Annotated in this window: 16 protein-coding genes and 1 pseudogene; 14 read left to right on the forward strand and 3 right to left on the reverse strand. The window is 34.3% G+C overall.

Annotated elements, in window-relative coordinates; all coding sequences use genetic code 11:
• Window positions 1-41: 41 nt before the first annotated feature.
• The 9 genes from GAPWK_RS11390 (at window position 42) to GAPWK_RS11440 (ending at window position 11,036) form a co-directional block, all read left to right on the forward strand.
• Window positions 42-1,292: an integrase domain-containing protein gene (locus GAPWK_RS11390; RefSeq protein WP_025316353.1), complete on the forward strand. Its 1,251-nt coding sequence runs from the start codon at window positions 42-44 to the stop codon at window positions 1,290-1,292.
• A gap of 1,465 nt (window positions 1,293-2,757) precedes the next feature.
• Complete coding sequence (locus GAPWK_RS11400; RefSeq protein ID WP_025316354.1) at window positions 2,758-3,960, forward strand: PAAR domain-containing protein; 1,203 nt, start codon at window positions 2,758-2,760, stop codon at window positions 3,958-3,960.
• A gap of 497 nt (window positions 3,961-4,457) precedes the next feature.
• On the forward strand, window positions 4,458-4,604 hold the full coding sequence (locus GAPWK_RS14930; protein ID WP_158413604.1) for a hypothetical protein: 147 nt from the start codon (window positions 4,458-4,460) through the stop codon (window positions 4,602-4,604).
• Window positions 4,605-5,293: 689 nt separating this feature from the next.
• Window positions 5,294-5,929 (forward strand): hypothetical protein, encoded by a 636-nt coding sequence (locus tag GAPWK_RS11415; RefSeq protein ID WP_025316357.1) that lies wholly within the window; start codon window positions 5,294-5,296, stop codon window positions 5,927-5,929.
• Between the two features lie 545 nt (window positions 5,930-6,474).
• A complete protein-coding gene (locus tag GAPWK_RS11420) occupies window positions 6,475-6,690 on the forward strand; it encodes a helix-turn-helix transcriptional regulator (protein ID WP_025316358.1) in 216 nt (71 codons plus the stop codon).
• Window positions 6,691-6,922: 232 nt separating this feature from the next.
• A complete protein-coding gene (locus GAPWK_RS11425; protein ID WP_025316359.1) occupies window positions 6,923-7,576 on the forward strand; it encodes a Rha family transcriptional regulator in 654 nt (217 codons plus the stop codon).
• A gap of 11 nt (window positions 7,577-7,587) precedes the next feature.
• Window positions 7,588-8,676: a hypothetical protein gene (locus GAPWK_RS15685; RefSeq protein WP_025316360.1), complete on the forward strand. Its 1,089-nt coding sequence runs from the start codon at window positions 7,588-7,590 to the stop codon at window positions 8,674-8,676.
• Window positions 8,669-9,043: a hypothetical protein gene (locus GAPWK_RS11435; protein ID WP_025316361.1), complete on the forward strand. Its 375-nt coding sequence runs from the start codon at window positions 8,669-8,671 to the stop codon at window positions 9,041-9,043. Before GAPWK_RS15685 ends, GAPWK_RS11435 begins: the two co-directional genes overlap by 8 nt.
• A 10-nt stretch (window positions 9,044-9,053) precedes the next feature.
• Window positions 9,054-11,036 (forward strand): primase-helicase zinc-binding domain-containing protein, encoded by a 1,983-nt coding sequence (locus tag GAPWK_RS11440; RefSeq protein WP_025316362.1) that lies wholly within the window; start codon window positions 9,054-9,056, stop codon window positions 11,034-11,036.
• Here the strand turns inward: GAPWK_RS11440 and GAPWK_RS11445 are convergent.
• A protein-coding gene (locus GAPWK_RS11445; RefSeq protein ID WP_141675286.1) for an IS3 family transposase occupies window positions 11,007-12,130 on the reverse strand; the annotation gives its coding sequence in 2 pieces (ribosomal slippage) (window positions 11,007-11,836 and window positions 11,836-12,130; 1,125 coding nt in all). The genes GAPWK_RS11440 and GAPWK_RS11445 overlap by 30 nt on opposite strands.
• A gap of 103 nt (window positions 12,131-12,233) precedes the next feature.
• On the opposite strand from GAPWK_RS11445, the gene GAPWK_RS11455 reads away from it, so the two are divergent.
• Complete coding sequence (locus GAPWK_RS11455; RefSeq protein ID WP_025316365.1) at window positions 12,234-12,641, forward strand: primase-like DNA-binding domain-containing protein; 408 nt, start codon at window positions 12,234-12,236, stop codon at window positions 12,639-12,641.
• Between the two features lie 64 nt (window positions 12,642-12,705).
• Here the strand turns inward: GAPWK_RS11455 and GAPWK_RS11460 are convergent, their stop codons facing one another.
• Both GAPWK_RS11460 and GAPWK_RS11465 read right to left on the reverse strand, forming a co-directional pair.
• Entirely contained in the window at window positions 12,706-13,650 is a 945-nt protein-coding gene (locus GAPWK_RS11460) for an IS3 family transposase (protein ID WP_148296405.1), read from the reverse strand.
• The gene (locus tag GAPWK_RS11465) at window positions 13,548-14,054 is read right to left on the reverse strand and encodes a helix-turn-helix domain-containing protein (RefSeq protein WP_025316367.1); all 507 of its coding nucleotides are present in this window, start codon (window positions 14,052-14,054) and stop codon (window positions 13,548-13,550) included. Before GAPWK_RS11465 ends, GAPWK_RS11460 begins: the two co-directional genes overlap by 103 nt.
• A gap of 600 nt (window positions 14,055-14,654) precedes the next feature.
• Between GAPWK_RS11465 and GAPWK_RS11470 the strand changes: the two are divergent.
• The 4 genes and pseudogenes from GAPWK_RS11470 to GAPWK_RS14815 all read left to right on the forward strand — a co-directional run bounded on the left by GAPWK_RS11470 (window position 14,655) and on the right by GAPWK_RS14815 (window position 18,531).
• Window positions 14,655-15,901, forward strand: a pseudogene (locus GAPWK_RS11470) (integrase domain-containing protein).
• Window positions 15,902-16,384: 483 nt separating this feature from the next.
• Complete coding sequence (locus GAPWK_RS11475) at window positions 16,385-16,903, forward strand: GNAT family N-acetyltransferase (protein ID WP_110287293.1); 519 nt, start codon at window positions 16,385-16,387, stop codon at window positions 16,901-16,903.
• 962 nt (window positions 16,904-17,865) lie between these two features.
• Window positions 17,866-18,177 carry a hypothetical protein gene (locus GAPWK_RS14810; RefSeq protein ID WP_146206947.1) on the forward strand — a complete coding sequence of 104 codons (312 nt, stop codon included), beginning with the start codon at window positions 17,866-17,868 and terminating at the stop codon, window positions 18,175-18,177.
• Window positions 18,178-18,345: 168 nt separating this feature from the next.
• Window positions 18,346-18,531 carry a hypothetical protein gene (locus tag GAPWK_RS14815; protein WP_146206948.1) on the forward strand — a complete coding sequence of 62 codons (186 nt, stop codon included), beginning with the start codon at window positions 18,346-18,348 and terminating at the stop codon, window positions 18,529-18,531.
• The last annotated feature ends 286 nt before the right edge of the window (window positions 18,532-18,817 follow it).

Here is an 18,817-nt window from a genome sequence, read left to right on the forward strand (position 1 = left end):
ACGAATGCAATATACCTAAAACCCGTATACCTAAAATCATTATGGCAAGAAAGACTTTACCATTAACCGACACACAAATAAAAGCAGCCAAACCAAGAGATAAGGATTATTCTTTATTTGATGGTGGCGGTATGTATCTTTTAATCAAAGCGAATAACTCTAAGATTTGGCGTTTTAAGTACACGCGCCCGTATACCAAAAAAGGAGCATTACTTAGCTTTGGTAGTTATCCCGAAGTTTCACTACAACAAGCAAGAAAGCTAAGAGATGAAGCGCGAGAACTCATTAAACAAGGTATAGATCCTCAAGAACATAAAGCCGAACTAGAACAGCGCAAGCAAGACGAAATAACCAGTACATTTAAAAAGGTAGCTACTGACTGGTTTAAAGTTAAGAGCAGTAAAGGACTAACTGAAGTTACATTAAAAGGTACTTGGAACTCATTAGAGTTACATATTTTTCCTTACATCGGGAATAGTTCCATCTTCAAATTAAAGGCAAAGGACTTCATAAAAGTTATGGAGCCATTAAGAGCAAATGGCAAATTAGAAACGATTAAAAGGCTTTGCCAACGTATTAATGAAATCATGTTTTATGCTGTGAATATAGGCTTAATTGAGGCTAACCCAGCAGTCAAGATTAAAGATGCATTTGAAAGCCCTACAAAAGGACAAATGCCAACAATCAAAGCACAAGAACTACCTGAATTTATGCAGGCTCTTGCTATGGCTAGAATTGAATTACAGACGCGTTGCTTAATTGAATGGCAACTATTAACAATGACCCGACCCAATGAAGCTGTAGGGGCAAAATGGCAGGAAATTGACTTTAATAATTGTTTATGGATTATTCCTGCTGAAAAAATGAAGATGAGAAGAGAACATACTATCACTCTTAATAAGCAAGCTATGGCACTTCTATCAATCATGAAACCTATTAGCGGTCACAGGGAACACATTTTCCCAAGTCTAAAACCTCCCTTTTCTACTCCCATGAATAGCCAAACAGCGAATATGGCAATTAAGAGAATGGGATATAAAAATAAGTTAGTGGCGCATGGATTAAGAGCTTTGGCGAGCACAATATTAAACGAGCAAGGCTTTGACCCTAATGTTATTGAGGCAGCCCTTGCTCATGTTGATAGTAATAGCGTTAGACGAGCTTATAACAGAGCTACTTATTTGGAACAAAGGAGAATCATGTTAGATTGGTGGGGTGATTTTGTAGAGCAAGCCAGTAAAGGTAATGTCTCATTGTCAGGTAGCCGTAATTTAAAACTTGTTAATCATTAACTCTATCTAGATACCGTCACTCAAATTTGAGTTACTTAACAAATCAACATGTTAGCTGTAACCCTATTTGAGTTATTCACTTCAATAACTTCATATTAAGCCTTATATCTGAGGGCGCTTTTTCAAATGTTACCCTTTACCTATACATAATCTTAAACTTTTAATTTAAAATATATCACATAACTATACATACTATACATAAACATAAAAAACTTGTTATATATTAATATATTATACTATGTATGCTTATTTTTTAAGTGTTCATAAGTATTCATAACTATACATACATATATTCCTTTTAGATCACATATATAACAATATGATTTATATTAATATTATGGATAACCTCAATATTCAATTTGTTAATAATCAATATGTTATTATTTTGCTTGATCATTGGGTAGCTGAATGGTGATTTCCACCATACAGGTATTAAATTTGTAATCTGCTGAAAAGCTAGCAGGTTTATTACATTGGCTTGAGTTCCTCAACCATAGATATTTATGGTTACTCATTTAGTAATAACGGTCAAAAAAACTAAAAAAATCGGGTTAGCGCTGGAATGAATGGGTACGGGTGATTTTTAGGATGCTTCGTTATGAACTTTTGACCCGCCCTCCCAGCTATAAGGATTGTCACTGTACGAAAAGAAACCAATATTTATAAGCTGTAAAGATTTTATTGATATCACTATGGGTGAAAAAAGCACCAAAAAGCCCTGTTATAAAGTTATTTTTAAAAATCTTCTTTTGGCTAGGTTATAGTTTCTTGAGTCCATAAAAACAGGGCTCAATTTTGCGCCCTTTGATTTTATTGATAAAAATGCAATTGATTAGCTGAAAAGGTATTATTCTCCTTCCTCCATTGGAGGATTTAACCGCCTGACAAGCAAAGAGCATAAACCTGTTACCTGCTCAACTTTTAGATGCTCAAATTGAGCCACTTCCTATAGAATTTAAATATCCGAAAATCCATTTAATATATAATCACTAGCACTTATAGAGGTATCCAAACAAGTATCCAGCAAAAAAGGTATTTAATAAATGGATACCAATTTAATCATAAAAGACAGTTAACAAGTTAGCGCACTCCAAGAGTGCACTTAATAGATACGTACTAACTATAGTTATATATCTTTAGTTTAGCTAATGCGAAATCTGATGAATTGGTACGCACTAAAGAGGTACGCACAAAAGTACGCACGGAAAACGTATTATCAGAAAGGGTATTAATTGAAGCTAACACCAAAGTAATTACTACTGTTCGCTTCCATAGAAAAATGGAAGCCATTAATAGTGTTCCATCCAAGATACGCTAATAGCGTTTTCCGAAAATATCAATAATTTAACTTAATTAAGATAATAAAACTTACACTATTTAACACAAAAAATCAGATTAATATAGCTAATTTGTATAAACTATATACATATTCACAGTGGCTATAACGATAATGTGAGGGTGTAATATGACCAAGCAAGTAGCTGTTTTGGGTGATGCAACCAATTATGGCGGTAGGATTATCACAGCGTCAGGAAACGGTTATTGTGGTATGGATGGTGTTGCTCTATTAGGTGATTTGGTTTCCTGTCCTAAATGCAATAGCACAGGCAGAATTATAGAGGGAGCAGACAACTTTATTATCGATGGTAAACCCGTTGCCTATGATGGCTGTATTGTTGCGTGTAAATGCACGCCAGTCGGTGGGCATAGAATCATCGCCTTAAATAGCACTATATTTGTCGGGGTTAGTAGTGGCTCTGCCCAATCTAATTCGTTTGCTGGTAATCAAAAACAATTGAGTTCCGCAAATAATGACGAAAACAATTTAATTAGAATTGATGCACGCCGTCTCTTACAATGTGCTGATGAATTATGCGAAAAGCACTTATATCATGATGATATTAAGCAAGCATTCAAGCAAGAAGTCGAAGTATTTGCTAATGATATTGTTGAAAAGGTAGACAGTGGCGCTATGACGTATGAGCAAGGCGCTGAAAAAATCAAGGAAGAAGAAAAAAGCCTTTTGGAACAATCGGTAACATGGGGGCTTCGTGGTATAGCAATTTTTGGCGGTTTAGCCATGATTACAACTGGCGCGGCTATGTGCACAACAGGTGTAGGTTGTGTGATTGGCTCATACGTTGGTCTGCATGGTGTAAATAGCATACAGGAGGGTTTGACGGGTGGCGATGGTTTTTTGAAATCCTCCTATCAGGCGGCGGCTCGGGAATTAGGTATGTCCGAGTCAGTAGGAACATTGGTTTATGATCTGGTTGATATAGGAATATCTGTGCGTGGCAAACTCAAACTAGTGCCTAAAATGAACGAATTTGGGACACCCGTAAGAAAATTATGGCATTTCGGACGACAGGATTTAGTTAAACATTATACAGTAATGAAAAAAAAGGCATTAGCAGGTGAGATCATTGTTGATATAGCCTCATTGGTTAGTATTTTTGATGACGTTAAAAGTGTATTCTTTCATAATAACGATACTGACGAATCAGAATTAGTTATCCCTGAGTCTGAAACAATTACGAATGTAGGTGAGTTAGTTCATAGTTGTAACTTTGTTAGTGTTCGTGATGGTAACAATGGCGTTAGAGAGTATTACCTCTGTACGACTCCTGACGGTGAGCAATATACAATTGATAGCGAAGCGGAATAATGTTTATTATCTTTATTTATTATTTTTTATCTATAGCTACTTTGTGTGCTTGCTATTATTTTCGACGTTCTCGTTTTACAGAAAAGGATTATAAATATAACAAACCATTAAAATGGACTCGACGCATTCTGATAATTTGGACATACTTGCTTGGCAGCGTACACTATAGTATTTGCGCTAAGAAAAATTATTTCCGTGACGTAGACAATGATTTTATTATTGGGTCAGCGTTATTTTTTCTATTTGCGTATATAGTTGCAGTATGTTGGGTGGAGGATATCATACATCCTTTCGATAAAAAGAAAAAATAGTAAAGATAGCGAAGCGGAATAATGTTTATTATCTTTATTTATTATTTTTTATCTATAGCAACTTTATTAGCGTGTTATTATTTTCGTCGCGCTCGTTTTACAAAACAGGATTATAAATATAACAAACCATTAAAATGGACTCGACGCATTCTGATAATTTGGGCGTATTTGTTTTTAGGAATACAAATGAGTATTTGTTCTAGGAAAAATTATTTTCGTGAAGTGGATAATGATTTTATTATTGCGTCTGCTATATTTTTTGTATTGGCGTATCTATTTGCTATACGCTGGGTAGAAAGAGTTTCACATCCTTTCGATAAAAAGAAAAAATAGTAAAGATAGCGAAGCGGAATAATGTTTATTATCTTTATTTATTATCTATAGCTACTTTGTGTGCTTGCTATTATTTTCGACGTTCTCGTTTTACAGAAAAGGATTATAAATATAACAAATCGTTAAGATGGACTCGACGCATTCTGATAATTTGGATATATTTTTTTGGAGGAATACAGGGCAGTATTTGTTTTAGGAAAAATTTTTTCCGTGACGTAGATAATCATTTTATTCTTGGGTCAGCATTATTTTTTTTATTTGCATATATAGTTGCAGTATGCTGGGTAGAAGATATAACACATCCTTTTGATAAAAAGAAAAAATAGTATAATATTAAAAATATTTAATCGGGAACTGCAAAAATTATGTAGTTTCGTTAAATTAAAACAGTTATCTTCATAATAAAGGCAACTTACAAAACCCTTTCATAGGGTTGAATTTAAAAAGCCCATCAAAGGGCTTACTACTATCTTGCTACCGTGCAAGCCTGATGCTTTGATGTAGCGCGACGGCTCAAATATTTACTATTGGCTTTGACTATATCTCTCATTCACCTACCCTTAAAATATTCTTTTGTTCTCTAATTTTATCATGGTTATTTTTATGTATATAGATACAGTGTTATAATGTATTAAACTGTATGTTAAAGTGTATCGCATTTAGCTATTATCGATAATTAGGTGGTATGAATGGTAAGTTTTGCAAAAATGGGAATTTTCGAACAAGCGACAAAATTACCTATGATTGAATCTAAAGAATTAGCTTTACTATTATGTGGCTTAGATCCATATATTAAGATAAAAGAAATACCACAAGATAAATTGGCTGATTTCCGTTCTTACCGAAACTATATCGATCGTTGCCTTTCCTCGTATGGCGGAAGCTTTTATCAGAAATATTCATCAGATATTATGTTTACTATAGCTTACACTTTGATTGATGAAGAAGTCACACCAGAGCCAGTAAAAAAGCGTGCATTAAAAGCTATTATAAATATAACTGGGACGCAAAAGTGGCGAGAAACTCTTTACAAGTTGGGAGGTCAGGAATTATTAGATATAGGTACTGACCTATCTAAAAGCCAAAGAGGACTATATAAAAAGGACGAAGAACAAACAAATATCTACAAAATGACGGGTATGTTATTAAAGCTAATTGCCGATAAACAAGGTAATTCTTATGGAACTGCTGAAAAACCTAATATTGCAGTAATCAAAAAAGCCATAGATGAAATGGCAAAAAAACATAACTTAAATTTAGATGGTTTATCCAAATCGTCATTTTATGAAAAAGCCAAGCTGGCGCTCTCTTATACTCAAAACTAATCTTTTAACATAAATGACCAATTACCTAAAAGTCCGTTGGTCATTTTCTCGTTAAAAAACAAATTTCTTATTGAATAATAATATCTTCTTTATCCCTGAATTCCCTTCTTTCCCTTCTTTCCCTTTTTTTCACCTTAATTGTGCCGTAAAAAATATAAAAATTTGTAAAAATTAATAAATATTTGTAGCTATCTGAATAATAAATAGAAGAACTAAATTGACACCAAATTGATACTAAATGGCACTAAATGGCACTAAATGGCACTAAATGAGACCGAATGAAACCGAATGAGATTGAATGAAACTGATTAACTAAACATAATAAAATTTTCCAGTATAAAAATAAATAAAACAATGATGTATATTTTAAATTTTTTCTATGTGCGACCATTTTTTATACTATTAGTGTGACATCGAACATTTTAACGGAATTAAATTATTTTGACGGAATTCTATTTTTTTTAAAGTAATTCCTGATTTAATGGATTACTGGACAATTATACAGTATTATAATGATAACTACTGATAAAAAAAGGAAATAAAAAATGACAAATACAATTTTATTAAAGAAAGAAGTTAAAAAATTACTGCACTTCAAATCTGACACTAGCCTCTATACATTGGAACAGAGAGACAAAACCTTCCCACAAAAGATAAGAATTGGCTTGCGTCGAGTCGGGTATCGTGCTGATGAAATTTACTCTTGGCTGGAATCTCGCAGAGTAGAACGCAGTGAGGTAAAACGCCGTGATGTGGCTTGATGGTGATAAAGCAAAGCCCTTTATATCGCGAAATAATAAAGGGCTAGCATTGGAATAATGACGCTTCCAATGATAACCAATATCGCGTTAAGTGTCTAGCTAAAACACCAAATTAACTAATTGATTTTAAAGCAAAGCTCAAAATTGAGCCACGCTATCTTATTACCTAAATTTAAATAAAAGGGTAATTTTCTGACACGTTAATTTTCCGACACGTTAAGAGAGAAGGAATATGACAGATTTAATTATTAAAAATAACGATATTGAATTGACGCAATCCAAGGAACCAAGAATAGACAGCCGTTTAGTAGCTAAAGAAATGGGAATTACTCATAAAAGTTTAATGAATTTGATCCGTTCGAATAAGAATGATTTAAAAGAATTTGGCTCACTGCCTTTTCAAAAGGCATCGAGAAAAAGAGGCGTTGGAGCTGTGACAATTACTTATGCGCTACTCAATGAGAATCAATTCGATTTAATTAGTCGAATTGCAAGAGGTAAAAATCATAAACAAATTATTGATTTTAAAGTGCGAGTAACCAAAGCCTTCGCTAATAGCCGAGAACGCGAAAAAGTAAAACGCGAATACTTACCTTTCTATCATCAGAGCCGTTACGCTTTATCAATGATGCAAGGTGTCAAAAAGTACCATTATATTAATCTCGCCAAAGCTGAAAACAGATTTACAGGGTTATACTCAGGAGAGAGGCAAATTGCTAACGAACAGCAATTAGGGGCGCTAATTATCTTACAACAAATCGAATCAGCGGTATTTAATGAGATAGACTCACCCACAGAAGCGATAAGGGAAGTTAAACGAAGAATAAGCGCGTTGTCTGATTTAATTACCTCTAATAAAACGATTAATAATTTAAGGACACGTTAGAGGGTTTGATCATGACTAATTTTATCAATCTAGCACCAGTAAAAGAAACAACAATTAAAGGTGATGATTTTTTAATCTTTGATTCATTAGAATTCAGGAATCAAAGTGCAAATAATGAACAAATTACCGAATGGACGACTAATCAAGCTATCACAAAGCTACATGACCAGATTAATCGGCAAAGAGGCTTAAAAATGACCATAAGCTTATATAACAACCCAGCAATACAGATGTATGCCCAGCCCTTAAATAATCGCCCTGTGAACCTCTGCGATGTAATTTTTCGACACGTTAGAGAAGATTTTATTGATATCACTACGCGCGCGCGTATGTGTCGGGAAACTCATTGCATAGGGTTGTATCTAAAATGTTGGTTTTGCCAGTCCATAAAAAGAAAAACAAGAAAACAAATACCACCGAAAAGTGGTATTAAGATAGTAAATTATTCCACTAATCTCATTTTACAAGCAGTTTTAACCCAGCCAGAAAAAGATTCATTATCTTTCTTTGCTTGTTGGTTAATTTGCTCTAATAGATCATCTTCAAATCTAATAATTTTTCTAGTACTGTTTGATCGGTCAGTTTTTTTCTTATCTTTTTTTTCTTGCATTGGTGCATACCTTTATGGTAGATTAAATATTGGTGGTATGAACCATTATAATGATGAGTACCATAAAAGGCAATCCCTCGATAGTGTTGGTCGCACTTCAAGGGATCTAACCACAATAACATTAATCGAGGTAATGATTATGGCTAATAGTAATGATACCCTATGTCCTAAAAATGGGCAATATGACCTACCTAACCTTTTATCTGTCTTGAATTTATATCGGGCTGATATCCAACCACAAAACTTATTACACGCAAAAGTACACTTAGAGGAACTCAGACAATCAATTCTATGGGGAATCGGTGCTATTGGTAATTTGTTATTTTGGGCTTCTGAATGTGAAGAATATGAGGAACAACAATTTAAAGACGATACACGCGACATTGGTTACTTGTTAGCACAATTAAAAAACGTTGCTTGCTTTGCTTCCAATCAAATTAATTTACTTGACGATAAACTTAATCATAAGGAAGTTAACAATAATGAATAATAACCAAAAAATAACCGCAATCCATCATATCATCGTTGATTCAGCTATGGCGATAGTAGCAAGTTTGTTTTTAATTGAACAGATTAACAAAAATGATAGTCAAGTATTTGTTCATGAGGGTATTAAAATTGATATTAATAAAGATCTAATTGTACTAGGGTTAAAAATCAACCTTAAGCAATACCTGATTGAGAATTTCGGCGAAAGTGAGGGATTAAATCGCACTTATGGCGTGTTAAAAGACATGTACACAGAAAACGAAGATAAACCTATTTCATTAACTCCACTCGGGCAAGAATTACTTTCAACATTGTTTATTGGTTTAGCCGAAGATATCAAAGCTGAATCTAACGCGACAATTCACTAAGGTGGCGGTAATGAAAATAAATGAAGTTACAGCCGAAGCGGTGGGTAAATGGCAATCAATCTTTAATTCATTAGGTATTGTGGTGGGTAATGGTAAGCATTGTCCTTGCCCTGTCTGCGGTGGTAAAGATAGATTTAGGTTTGATAATAAAAATGGGCGCGGTACTTATATCTGCAATCAATGCGGTAGCGGTGACGGCTTAAATCTTATCAAAAACTATTATCATTGTGATGCTAAAGAAGCTAGTAGTAAAGTAGCTGAATGCTTAAATTTAACCAATCATAACGCCACAAGCTCGGATTTCAAGTCCGACCTACAGAGTAAACCCATATTTAAAAAGGTTGAATATTTACTATCTAAAGCAATATTAGGGCAGTCGGATTACCTCACTGAAAAAGGGTTAACATTCGACTTACCCTTGCTAGATGACGGGCGCATTTTTGTGCCTGTTATCAATATCAACGGTGAATATGCAGGCGGTCAATTTATCGAGCTAGACAGAAGCAAGCACTTAATGAAAGGCTCAAATAAAAAAGGTGCTTTTATATGGGTCAGCCCAAATTTGGGCAGACCTGACGAGGTAAACAAAGAATTACTCACAGCTACCGAGATTATTATTTGTGAGGGATTAGCCACAGGCATATCGATAGCGGTATTCCGCCATCGGTCACCAGTGATATCTGCCATTGATGCAGGTAATCTTATTCATGTAGCCAAAGCTATTCGCGAGGTTAATACTACCGCAAATATTATCATCGCTGGTGATAATGATATAGGTAGTCATAAAAACACAGGTAAAGAAAAAGCGATAGAAGCGGCTACAGCGGTAAATGGTTATTACACAATCCCTGACACTGATTATAAATGTGATTGGGATGATTATAGGCAACAATTTGGACTTCAGAAAACTTCAGGTTTATTTGATAAAAACTTATCAAAAATTAACGTTCAAACCTTAACAAATACTAACAACCAAAACTTGAAAAAACTTGAAACCCAAAACATGAATTTATCGCAAATGGCATCAAATCAGCGCGCCGAATTGCTAAATGAGCATTATAACCATAACCTTGCTATTAATCTTACTACCGATGAAATCTATCACTATCAAGATAATGCATGGCAACCCATTAGCGATAAAGTATTAATGCGAACACTAGCCGATTTATTTAATCAATCAGGTGAGCCATTTAACCCTATGCGCATAAGTTCAGCGGTTGAAACCCTCAGATTATCTTTACCTGCAATGGGTCGCGCTCAAACGGATTTAATTTGTTTTAAAAATGGTGTTTATGAGCTGAAGACACAAACTTTCAGACCACACAATAAGCAAGATTGGTTATTTGTGAGTAATAACATTGATTATTACCCTGCCAAAGAAAAAGAATCTTTTGAAACTCACGCGCCGAACTTTGCTAAATGGATAAAAAGAGCATCAGGTAACCAAGATAAGGCTAAGAATATACTAGCTGGGCTTTATATGATATTAGCTAATCGTTATGATTGGCAATTGTTCCTAGAAGTTACAGGCGCAGGCGGTAGCGGTAAAAGTGTATTTGCTGAAATCGCAACTATGTTATCAGGTAAAAACAATACTGTTATAGGTACAATGGAATCACTGGAAAAGGCAAGAGACAGGGCGCTAGTTGTTGGTTACTCTCTTATCATTTTACCAGACCAACCGCGATATATGGGTAGTGGTGCAGGTTTAAAAGCAATTACTGGCGGTGATGAAGTCGCAATTGACCCAAAACATAAACAGCCCTATTCCTGTAAGATTCCAGCGGTAGTGTTAGTAATCAACAACGAAGCCATGCGATTTAATGAGCGCAACGGTGGCATATCAAGGCGAAGGGTAATATTTCACTTTGGCGAGGTTATACCTGAAAAAGAGCGAGATTTAAACTTGGTTAGCAAAATAGAACATGGTATGTCCACACTTTTTAGTACCAAAAAGATAAGGTCATCGATTTCTTTTGTATTCAATCGGTGACTGATAATTTAATGTTGAATGAAGTCGATTGCAGTTAAACCAATCGACATAATGATTAAATTCCAACCTAAGCTGCTCCAGTGAATCAAAAATAGTATTCGATACAAATTCTGTTTTCACCGCTTTAAATGTTGCTTCCGCAACTGCATTATCATACGGGCAGCCTTTACGGCTTAATGAACGTTTAATGCTAAACTCGGTTAAACACTCATCAATTAGATGATTATCGAACTCTTTTCCTCTATCTGAGTGAAAAAACTCAATAGACTGTAAATTCATTGGAATTTGACTGATTGCTTGCATAACTAACCCTGCTGTTTTATGCCTGCCAGCACTTCGTCCAACTATCTCTCGATTACTGACATCAACAATCACACAAAGGTAGTGCCACCGCTCTTTAACCCTCACATAGGTTAAATCAGTCACCAATATTTTTCGTGGTTGACCTATCTCAAACTCTCGATTAAGTTCATTCCCCACACTCGATTCATTACTTTTTCCAACGTGAATACGATATTTTTTACAGGTGTATTTTGAGACCCAGCCATTTTTTGCCATAATTCGACCAATTCGTCGTCGAGATAAAATCATGCCTTGCTTTCTCAGTTCTGCCTGCAGGCGCCTTGTACCATAAGCGCGGTAATTATCATTAAAAACTCTACCGACTCTTTCACTGAGCACAACATCTTGCGGTTGTTGGGACAATTGCCGTTGATAATAAAAACGATTTCTTGTTACTTTTAAGCAACGACATAATCCTCGCAAAGTGTATCGGTGCTTATTGTGTAAAATTAGCTCGATTTTCGCCCCATTATCAACGCAGCTTGCTTTAGGATATCGTTCTCCATTAACAAGCGTTTGTTCTCTTTGCGTAGTGCGATAAGCTCGTTCTCCTCCGCACTGCGATTATCTTTAGCGGTAAATGACCCCGTGGTTTGATACTGAGTTATCCAATTATCTAATGCTGATTTGGTGAGGTCATACTGAGCGACGATATCAGCACGTTTTTTACCATTTTGATATAGCATTACCATCTGTTTTTTGAACTCGTTAGTAAAGCTACGTTTTTCTCTTCGGGTTAAATTGATTGTCATTATTGTTACCTTTTTTTATTGTTGGTTTATCATAACAATGACCTTATAAAATTGGTACTAATTAGTGTAGCCTATCCAACAAGAGTTACCTTCAATTGTAAGGTTGTTACTTAATGAGTTCGCTAACCCTAATGATGCTAAAGAACGATTACATAAACAGCAACAATCAGAAGAAGCAAAGACTATTAAAAGAGAATCTGACCATTTAGTCGATTTCTGTAGCTATTTTGATGCGTTAGACAACCCTAACGGTATGCTAATAGGAAATCTTGGAATTATTCCATTCAATCCAAGAAAGTATGTTTACCATGCTTATATCGAATACATTCGTAACACAGGGCTAAATAATCCCTTATCCCTTACCCAGTTTGGCACATCTTTAAGTTATGCAATGAACGAGAACGGCAAGCAATACATGAAGAAGCGCTATACAGCAGGAATTAAAACCAACTTAGAGCTTAATTCAAACGCGGATAAAGACTGGTTACCTAAAGCAGAAGATCCTACCTAAAGCTAATTGTTTATTAACGTTTAAACCGCCTAGTGAAGTGACCCCATAAAATTGGACACTTTTATTAAGCGGCTTGTAAGGCCTGATTTCGATATTCAACCGGAATCAGGCCTTTTAATTTGGCTTTAATCCGTTTGGTGTTGTAGTATTCTATATATTCTTCTATTTTTTCAATCAATTCATCTGCATCTTGAAAGCATTGTCCATGATACATTTCTGATTTTAATAGACCAAAAAAGTTTTCAGCTACCGCATTATCTAAACAATTTCCTTTTCTGGACATACTTTGTTTGATGCCATTATTAGCTAGTAGCTTCTGATAATGGCAATTTCTATATTGCCAGCCTTGGTCACTATGTAGTAACGGTTTTTCATACTGTTTTAATCGTGATATCCCTTTTTGAAGCATATCTGTCACCAACGTTAAACGTGCATTTTTAGCCACTTTATAAGCGATTACTTCTTGATTATACAAATCGATAATGGGAGATAGGTAAATTTTCTGTTCATTTACCTTAAATTCTGTGACATCCGTTACCCATTTTTCATTCGGTCTCGATGATTTAAAATCTCTTTTAAGATAATTAGCTGCTGTTTTACCTGTCTCTCCACGATAAGAACGATATTTTTTAGGTCTTACTGTCGATTTAAGATTAAGCTGACCCATTAATCGTTGTACCGTTTTATGATTGAGCTTAATTCCTTCATTTATCAACGCTAAATGAATTCGCCGATAACCATAGCGCCCTTTATGTTCATGGTAAATCGATTCTATACGTTTTAACTCATTTTCATAAGCAGACGGGGTTTTCAACCTATTAACATGATAATAAAAAACACTTTTTGCCAGTTTTGTTGCTGATAGCAAATGTCTTAAGGAATACTGATATTTAAGAGCTAAAACAACTAACGTTTTTTCTTTGTTTGTTGACGTTTTGCTTGCTTCAGCTCTTCCAACTTTTTTAGAACAGCATTTTCTGCTCGTAGATAAGCAATTTCCTCTTTTAATGCTTCAATTGTTTTTTCATCATCACTGTGAGTGGGTTCAATACGGGGTTTCTTCATACAGGGTCTTCCTCTGGAACGATATTCAAGCCCTCGGAAACCCTTTTTATAATATCTATCAAGCCAAACAAATAGAAGCCCGGGGGAACTTAAATTAAGCATAGCACTAGTGTGCCCGAGAGACCAATCATTTGTCCACATTAATTTTAGTGCTTGTAATCTTGCTTCGGCATGACGTAAATGAGGTGTTGGTTGAAAGGCGCTATCACCATGAATTGCAACCACTTGGGACCAATATCGAATCTGACGAGAAGATATCGCATATTTTTTTGAAAGAATTTCCGATGATTCTCCTGATAAGAATTCATTAGCTATGATAATTTTTAAATCTCGACTATATTTTGACATAAAAAGACCCCCTGTAATTGGTTGTCCAACTATTGGGGGTCACTTCATAGAGCGGTTTTTTTGTTTTTATGTATAGTAAAAATGTAGAGTTATGTAGGGTTAAAATGTAGTTATACATAGCGCGAACCCTTATACAATAAGGCTTACAAGAAATCATGTATAGTATGCATAGATTTTTATAAAATTTTATTTTAATGGGGGTGGGTTAATTTCTTTAACAATCAAATTTAAGTACTGCCTCTTTGACCAGATTTTTACACCCGCGAAAATCAACTTTAAATCCAAAATAAGTGAGTACTAAAAATACACAATTTGAGGGGTCACTTTTCTTTTTAGGTATACGTTTAGGTATACAATTCAGTTTATTGAAATAAAAAATCCTGTATTGACAAGTGTTTTCATGGCTCAGTTAAGATTCCGCCAGCGTAACATTCTTTTAAATCCTTTAAAACACATCAAAATCAATAAACACAAGGCTTAAAGCCTATTTTATTATTCATTAAGCACCAGTAAGATACATTTACAACCAGAATTTTTAGGACTATATTAAGGACTACATAAACATAATAAAATAATTTCATAGTCCCATAAGAGTAAAGTATGCCTAAAAAAGTAATCCCAATAACTGATACACAAATAAAGAATGCCAAGCCTCAAAGTAAAGATTATCCTATTTATGATGGAAATGGTTTGCTTTTACTTATTAAGTCAACAGGTACAAAAATATGGCAATTTAGATATTACCGACCTATAACTAATAATAGAACTACTGTAAGCTTTGGAAGTTATCCCGAAGTTTCGCTACAACAAGCACGAAAACAACGGGACGAAGCGCGCGAATTAATTAAACAAGGTATAGATCCTCAAGAACATAAAGCCGAACTAGAACAGCGCAAGCAAGACGAAATAACCAGTACATTTAAAAAAGTGGCTACTGACTGGTTTAAAGTTAAGAGTAGTAAAGGATTAACTGAAATTACATTAAAAGGTATTTGGAACTCATTAGAGTTACATATTTTTCCTCACATCGGTAATAGTTCCATCTTCAAATTAAAGGCAAAAGACTTCATCAAAGTTATGGAGCCATTAAGAGCAAATGGCAAATTAGAAACGATTAAAAGGCTTTGCCAACGCATTAATGAAATTATGTTTTATGCTGTGAATATAGGCTTAATTGAGGCTAACCCAGCAGTCAAGATTAAAGATGCATTTGAAAGCCCTACAAAAGGACAAATGCCAACAATCAAAGCACAAGAGCTACCTGAATTTATGCAAATTCTTGCAATGGCTGGAATTGAATTACAGACGCGTTGCTTAATTGAATGGCAACTATTAACAATGACCCGACCTAATGAAGCTGTAGGGGTAAAATGGCAGGAAATTGACTTTAATAATTGCTTATGGATTATTCCTGCTGAAAAAATGAAGATGAGAAGAGCATACTATCACTCTTAATAAGCAAGCTATGGCACTTCTATCAATCATGAAACCTATTAGCGGTCACAGGGAACACATTTTCCCAAGTCTAAAACCACCCTTTTCCACTCCCATGAATAGCCAAACAGCGAATATGGCAATTAAACGAATGGGATATAAAGATAAATTAGTGGGCATGGATTAAGAGCTTTAGCTAGCACAATATTAAACGAGCAAGGTTTTGACCCTAATGTTATTGAAGCCGCGCTTGCTCATGTTGATAGTAATAGCGTTAGACGGGCTTATAACAGAACTACGTACTTAGAACAACGGAGAATAATGTTAGACTGATGGGCGATTTTGTCGAGCAAGCCAGTAAAGGAAGTGTTTCATTGTCAGGTATCCGCAATTTAAAACTAGTTAATCATTAACCCTATCCTAAATGCCGTAACTCAAATTTAAGTTACCTATAACTTATTATTATACCTTCGTAGATTCTACCCTAATAAGAGAATACATCACTATACTTTTTATTTTATTACCCTCCATTAATTTAAAATATATCACATAACTATACATAAACACAAAAAACATGATATATATTAATATATTATGTATACTTATTTTTTAAGTGTTCATAAGTATTCATTACTATACATATATGTTTTTTGAATATATATATAACAATATGATTTATATAATGTTAAAGATTAATTGTTACTGAAAGGGTAACATTAAAAAAACTAAAAAAATCGGGTTAGCGCTGGAATGAATGGGTACAGGTGATTTTTAGGATGCTTCGTTATGAACTTTTGAACCTACTTTCCCAGATATAAAAGTTTTCTTTGTAGTGTTTTAATAATTCCATACACCAAATAAGGTGATAAAATAACATCATAAAAATGAGGTGAACCATGATAAAGAACCGTCGAAGTTATACAACAGAATCTAAACGGGATTCTGTATCTAAAATCGAAGTAAAACCATACTCACCACTTTATGCCACTGAAATATGCGATTTGTTTCATTCGACAATTCATGCTATTGATACCGATATTTATAGCAAAGCAGAGCAAGAAGCATGGTGCCCAACACCACCAGATTATCAGATGTGGTTAGAACGTTTAGATAACACTCAGCCTTGGATGGCTATCTTTGGCTCACGCCTTGCGGGGTTTATTGAACTTAAAGATGATGGTTACATAGACTGTTTTTACGTGCATCCTGACTTTCAAAAGCGTGGCATAGCTAGAAAACTCTATGACCATATACTTGACTTGGCCCACCAGAAAAAGCTTTCACAATTAAGTGTAGATGCTTCAAAAGTCGCCATGCCAATTTTCAAAAAATGGGGGTTTGAAATAAAGCGGGCTAACAAAATATCCAGAAAAAATCAGATACTGATAAATTACTATATGTATAAATCACTTTGATTTTTATTGAGACCTTTGTACGGAAAAACTTCACTCAAACTAAATTCCTAACCGCGCTTTTTTGAAGCATTTGGGCTTATATTTAGACCTAAATACCTCTAGATAAGTGACTATTTTCGCCATTTCCCTGTTTTAGGTGCAACTTTCCTGCTGCACGAAAATACTTGACCACTACATTTAACATCACTATAAGCACTAAAGCATTAAATTTATTCCATGAATTTTAAACATTCTTCTTTTGGCTAGGTTATAGTTTCTTAAATCCATAAAAAGAGTGCTCAATTTTGAATTTTTTGATTTTGTTGATAAAAAGGCTATTGATTAGCTGAAAAGGTATTATTCAACTTCCTCCATTGGATGATTTTCTAAGAATCAATTAGTTACAACCTACATACCAGAGAATACTGTATGTAAAAACTAGCTGAGAAAGAAGAAAGAGTAAGGGCTGTTATCTTTATAATAAATAAAATTTACACTATTTAACACAAAAAAATCAGATTAATACAGCTATGTTGTATAAGCTATATACATATTCACAATGGATATAAAGATAATTCGTGATGGTAACAATGGAGTTAGAGAGTATTACCTCTGTACGACTCCTGACGGTGAGCAATATACAATTGAGAGTGAAGAGGAATAATGCTTATTATTTTTTATCTATAGCTACTTTGTGTGCTTGCTATTATTTTCGACGTTCTCGTTTTACAGAGATAGATTATAAATATAATAAGTCTTTAAGATGGAAGCGAAGATTTCTGATAATCTGGTCATACTTGCTTGGAACAATACACGGTTGTATTTGTTTTAGAGAGTCTATTTTTAGTGACGTAGACAATAATTTTATTAGGGCTTCAGGAGCATTTTTTATGATTGCGTATATAGTTGCAGTATGTTGGGTAGAAGATATAACACATCCTTTCGATAAAAAGAAAAAATAGTAAAGATAGCGAAGCGGAATAATGTTTATTATTTTTATTTATTATTTTTTATCTATAGCTACTTTGTGCGCCTGCTATTATTTCCGCCGTTCTCGTTTCACTGAAAAAGATTATAAATACAACAAACCGTTAAAATGGACTCGACGCATTCTGATAATTTGGATGTATTTGTTAGCGGGAACGCACGCAAGTATTCTTATGGGAACAGGTTTCTTCCGTGACGTAGAAAATGATTTTATAATATTTTCAGCTGAATTTTTTCTAATTGCATATATATTTGCGGTATGTTGGGTAGAAGATATCATACATCCTTTTGATAAAAAGAAAAAATAGTAAAGATAGCGAAGTGGAATAATGTTTATTATTTTTATTTATTATTTTTTATCGATAGCCACTTTGTGTGCTTGCTATTATTTTCGTCGTTCTCGTTTCACAGAAAATGATTATAAATATAACAAACCTTTAAGATGGAAGCGAAGATTTCTGATAATCTGGACATATTTGTTTGCAGCAACTCACGGCAGCATTTGTTTTGGGGAAAATCTTTTCAGTAATGTAGATAATAATTATATTAGGGCTTCAGGAGCATTTTTTATTATTGCGTATATAGTTGCAGTATGTTGGGTTGAAGATATTGCTTATCCGTTCAATAACAAGAAAAATAGTGAAGATAACGAAGCTGATTAATAATGCTTATTATTTTTATTTATTATTTTTTATCTATAGCCACTTTGTGCGCCTGTTATTATTTCCGCCGTTCTCGTTTCACGGAAAAAGATTATAAATATAACAAACTGTTAAGATGGAAGCGACGAATTCTGATAATTTGGATGTATTTACTAGGAGGAATACACTGTAGTATTTGTGCTAGAAAAAATTTTTTTCGTGATTTACACAATGATTTTATTATTTCGTCTGCTATATTTTTTCTAATTGTCTATGTATTTGCTATAGGTCGATTAGAAAATATCAC

Origin of the sequence: Gilliamella apicola, assembly GCF_000599985.1 — a bacterium.
GTDB classification, from domain to species: Bacteria; Pseudomonadota; Gammaproteobacteria; order Enterobacterales; family Orbaceae; genus Gilliamella; species Gilliamella apicola.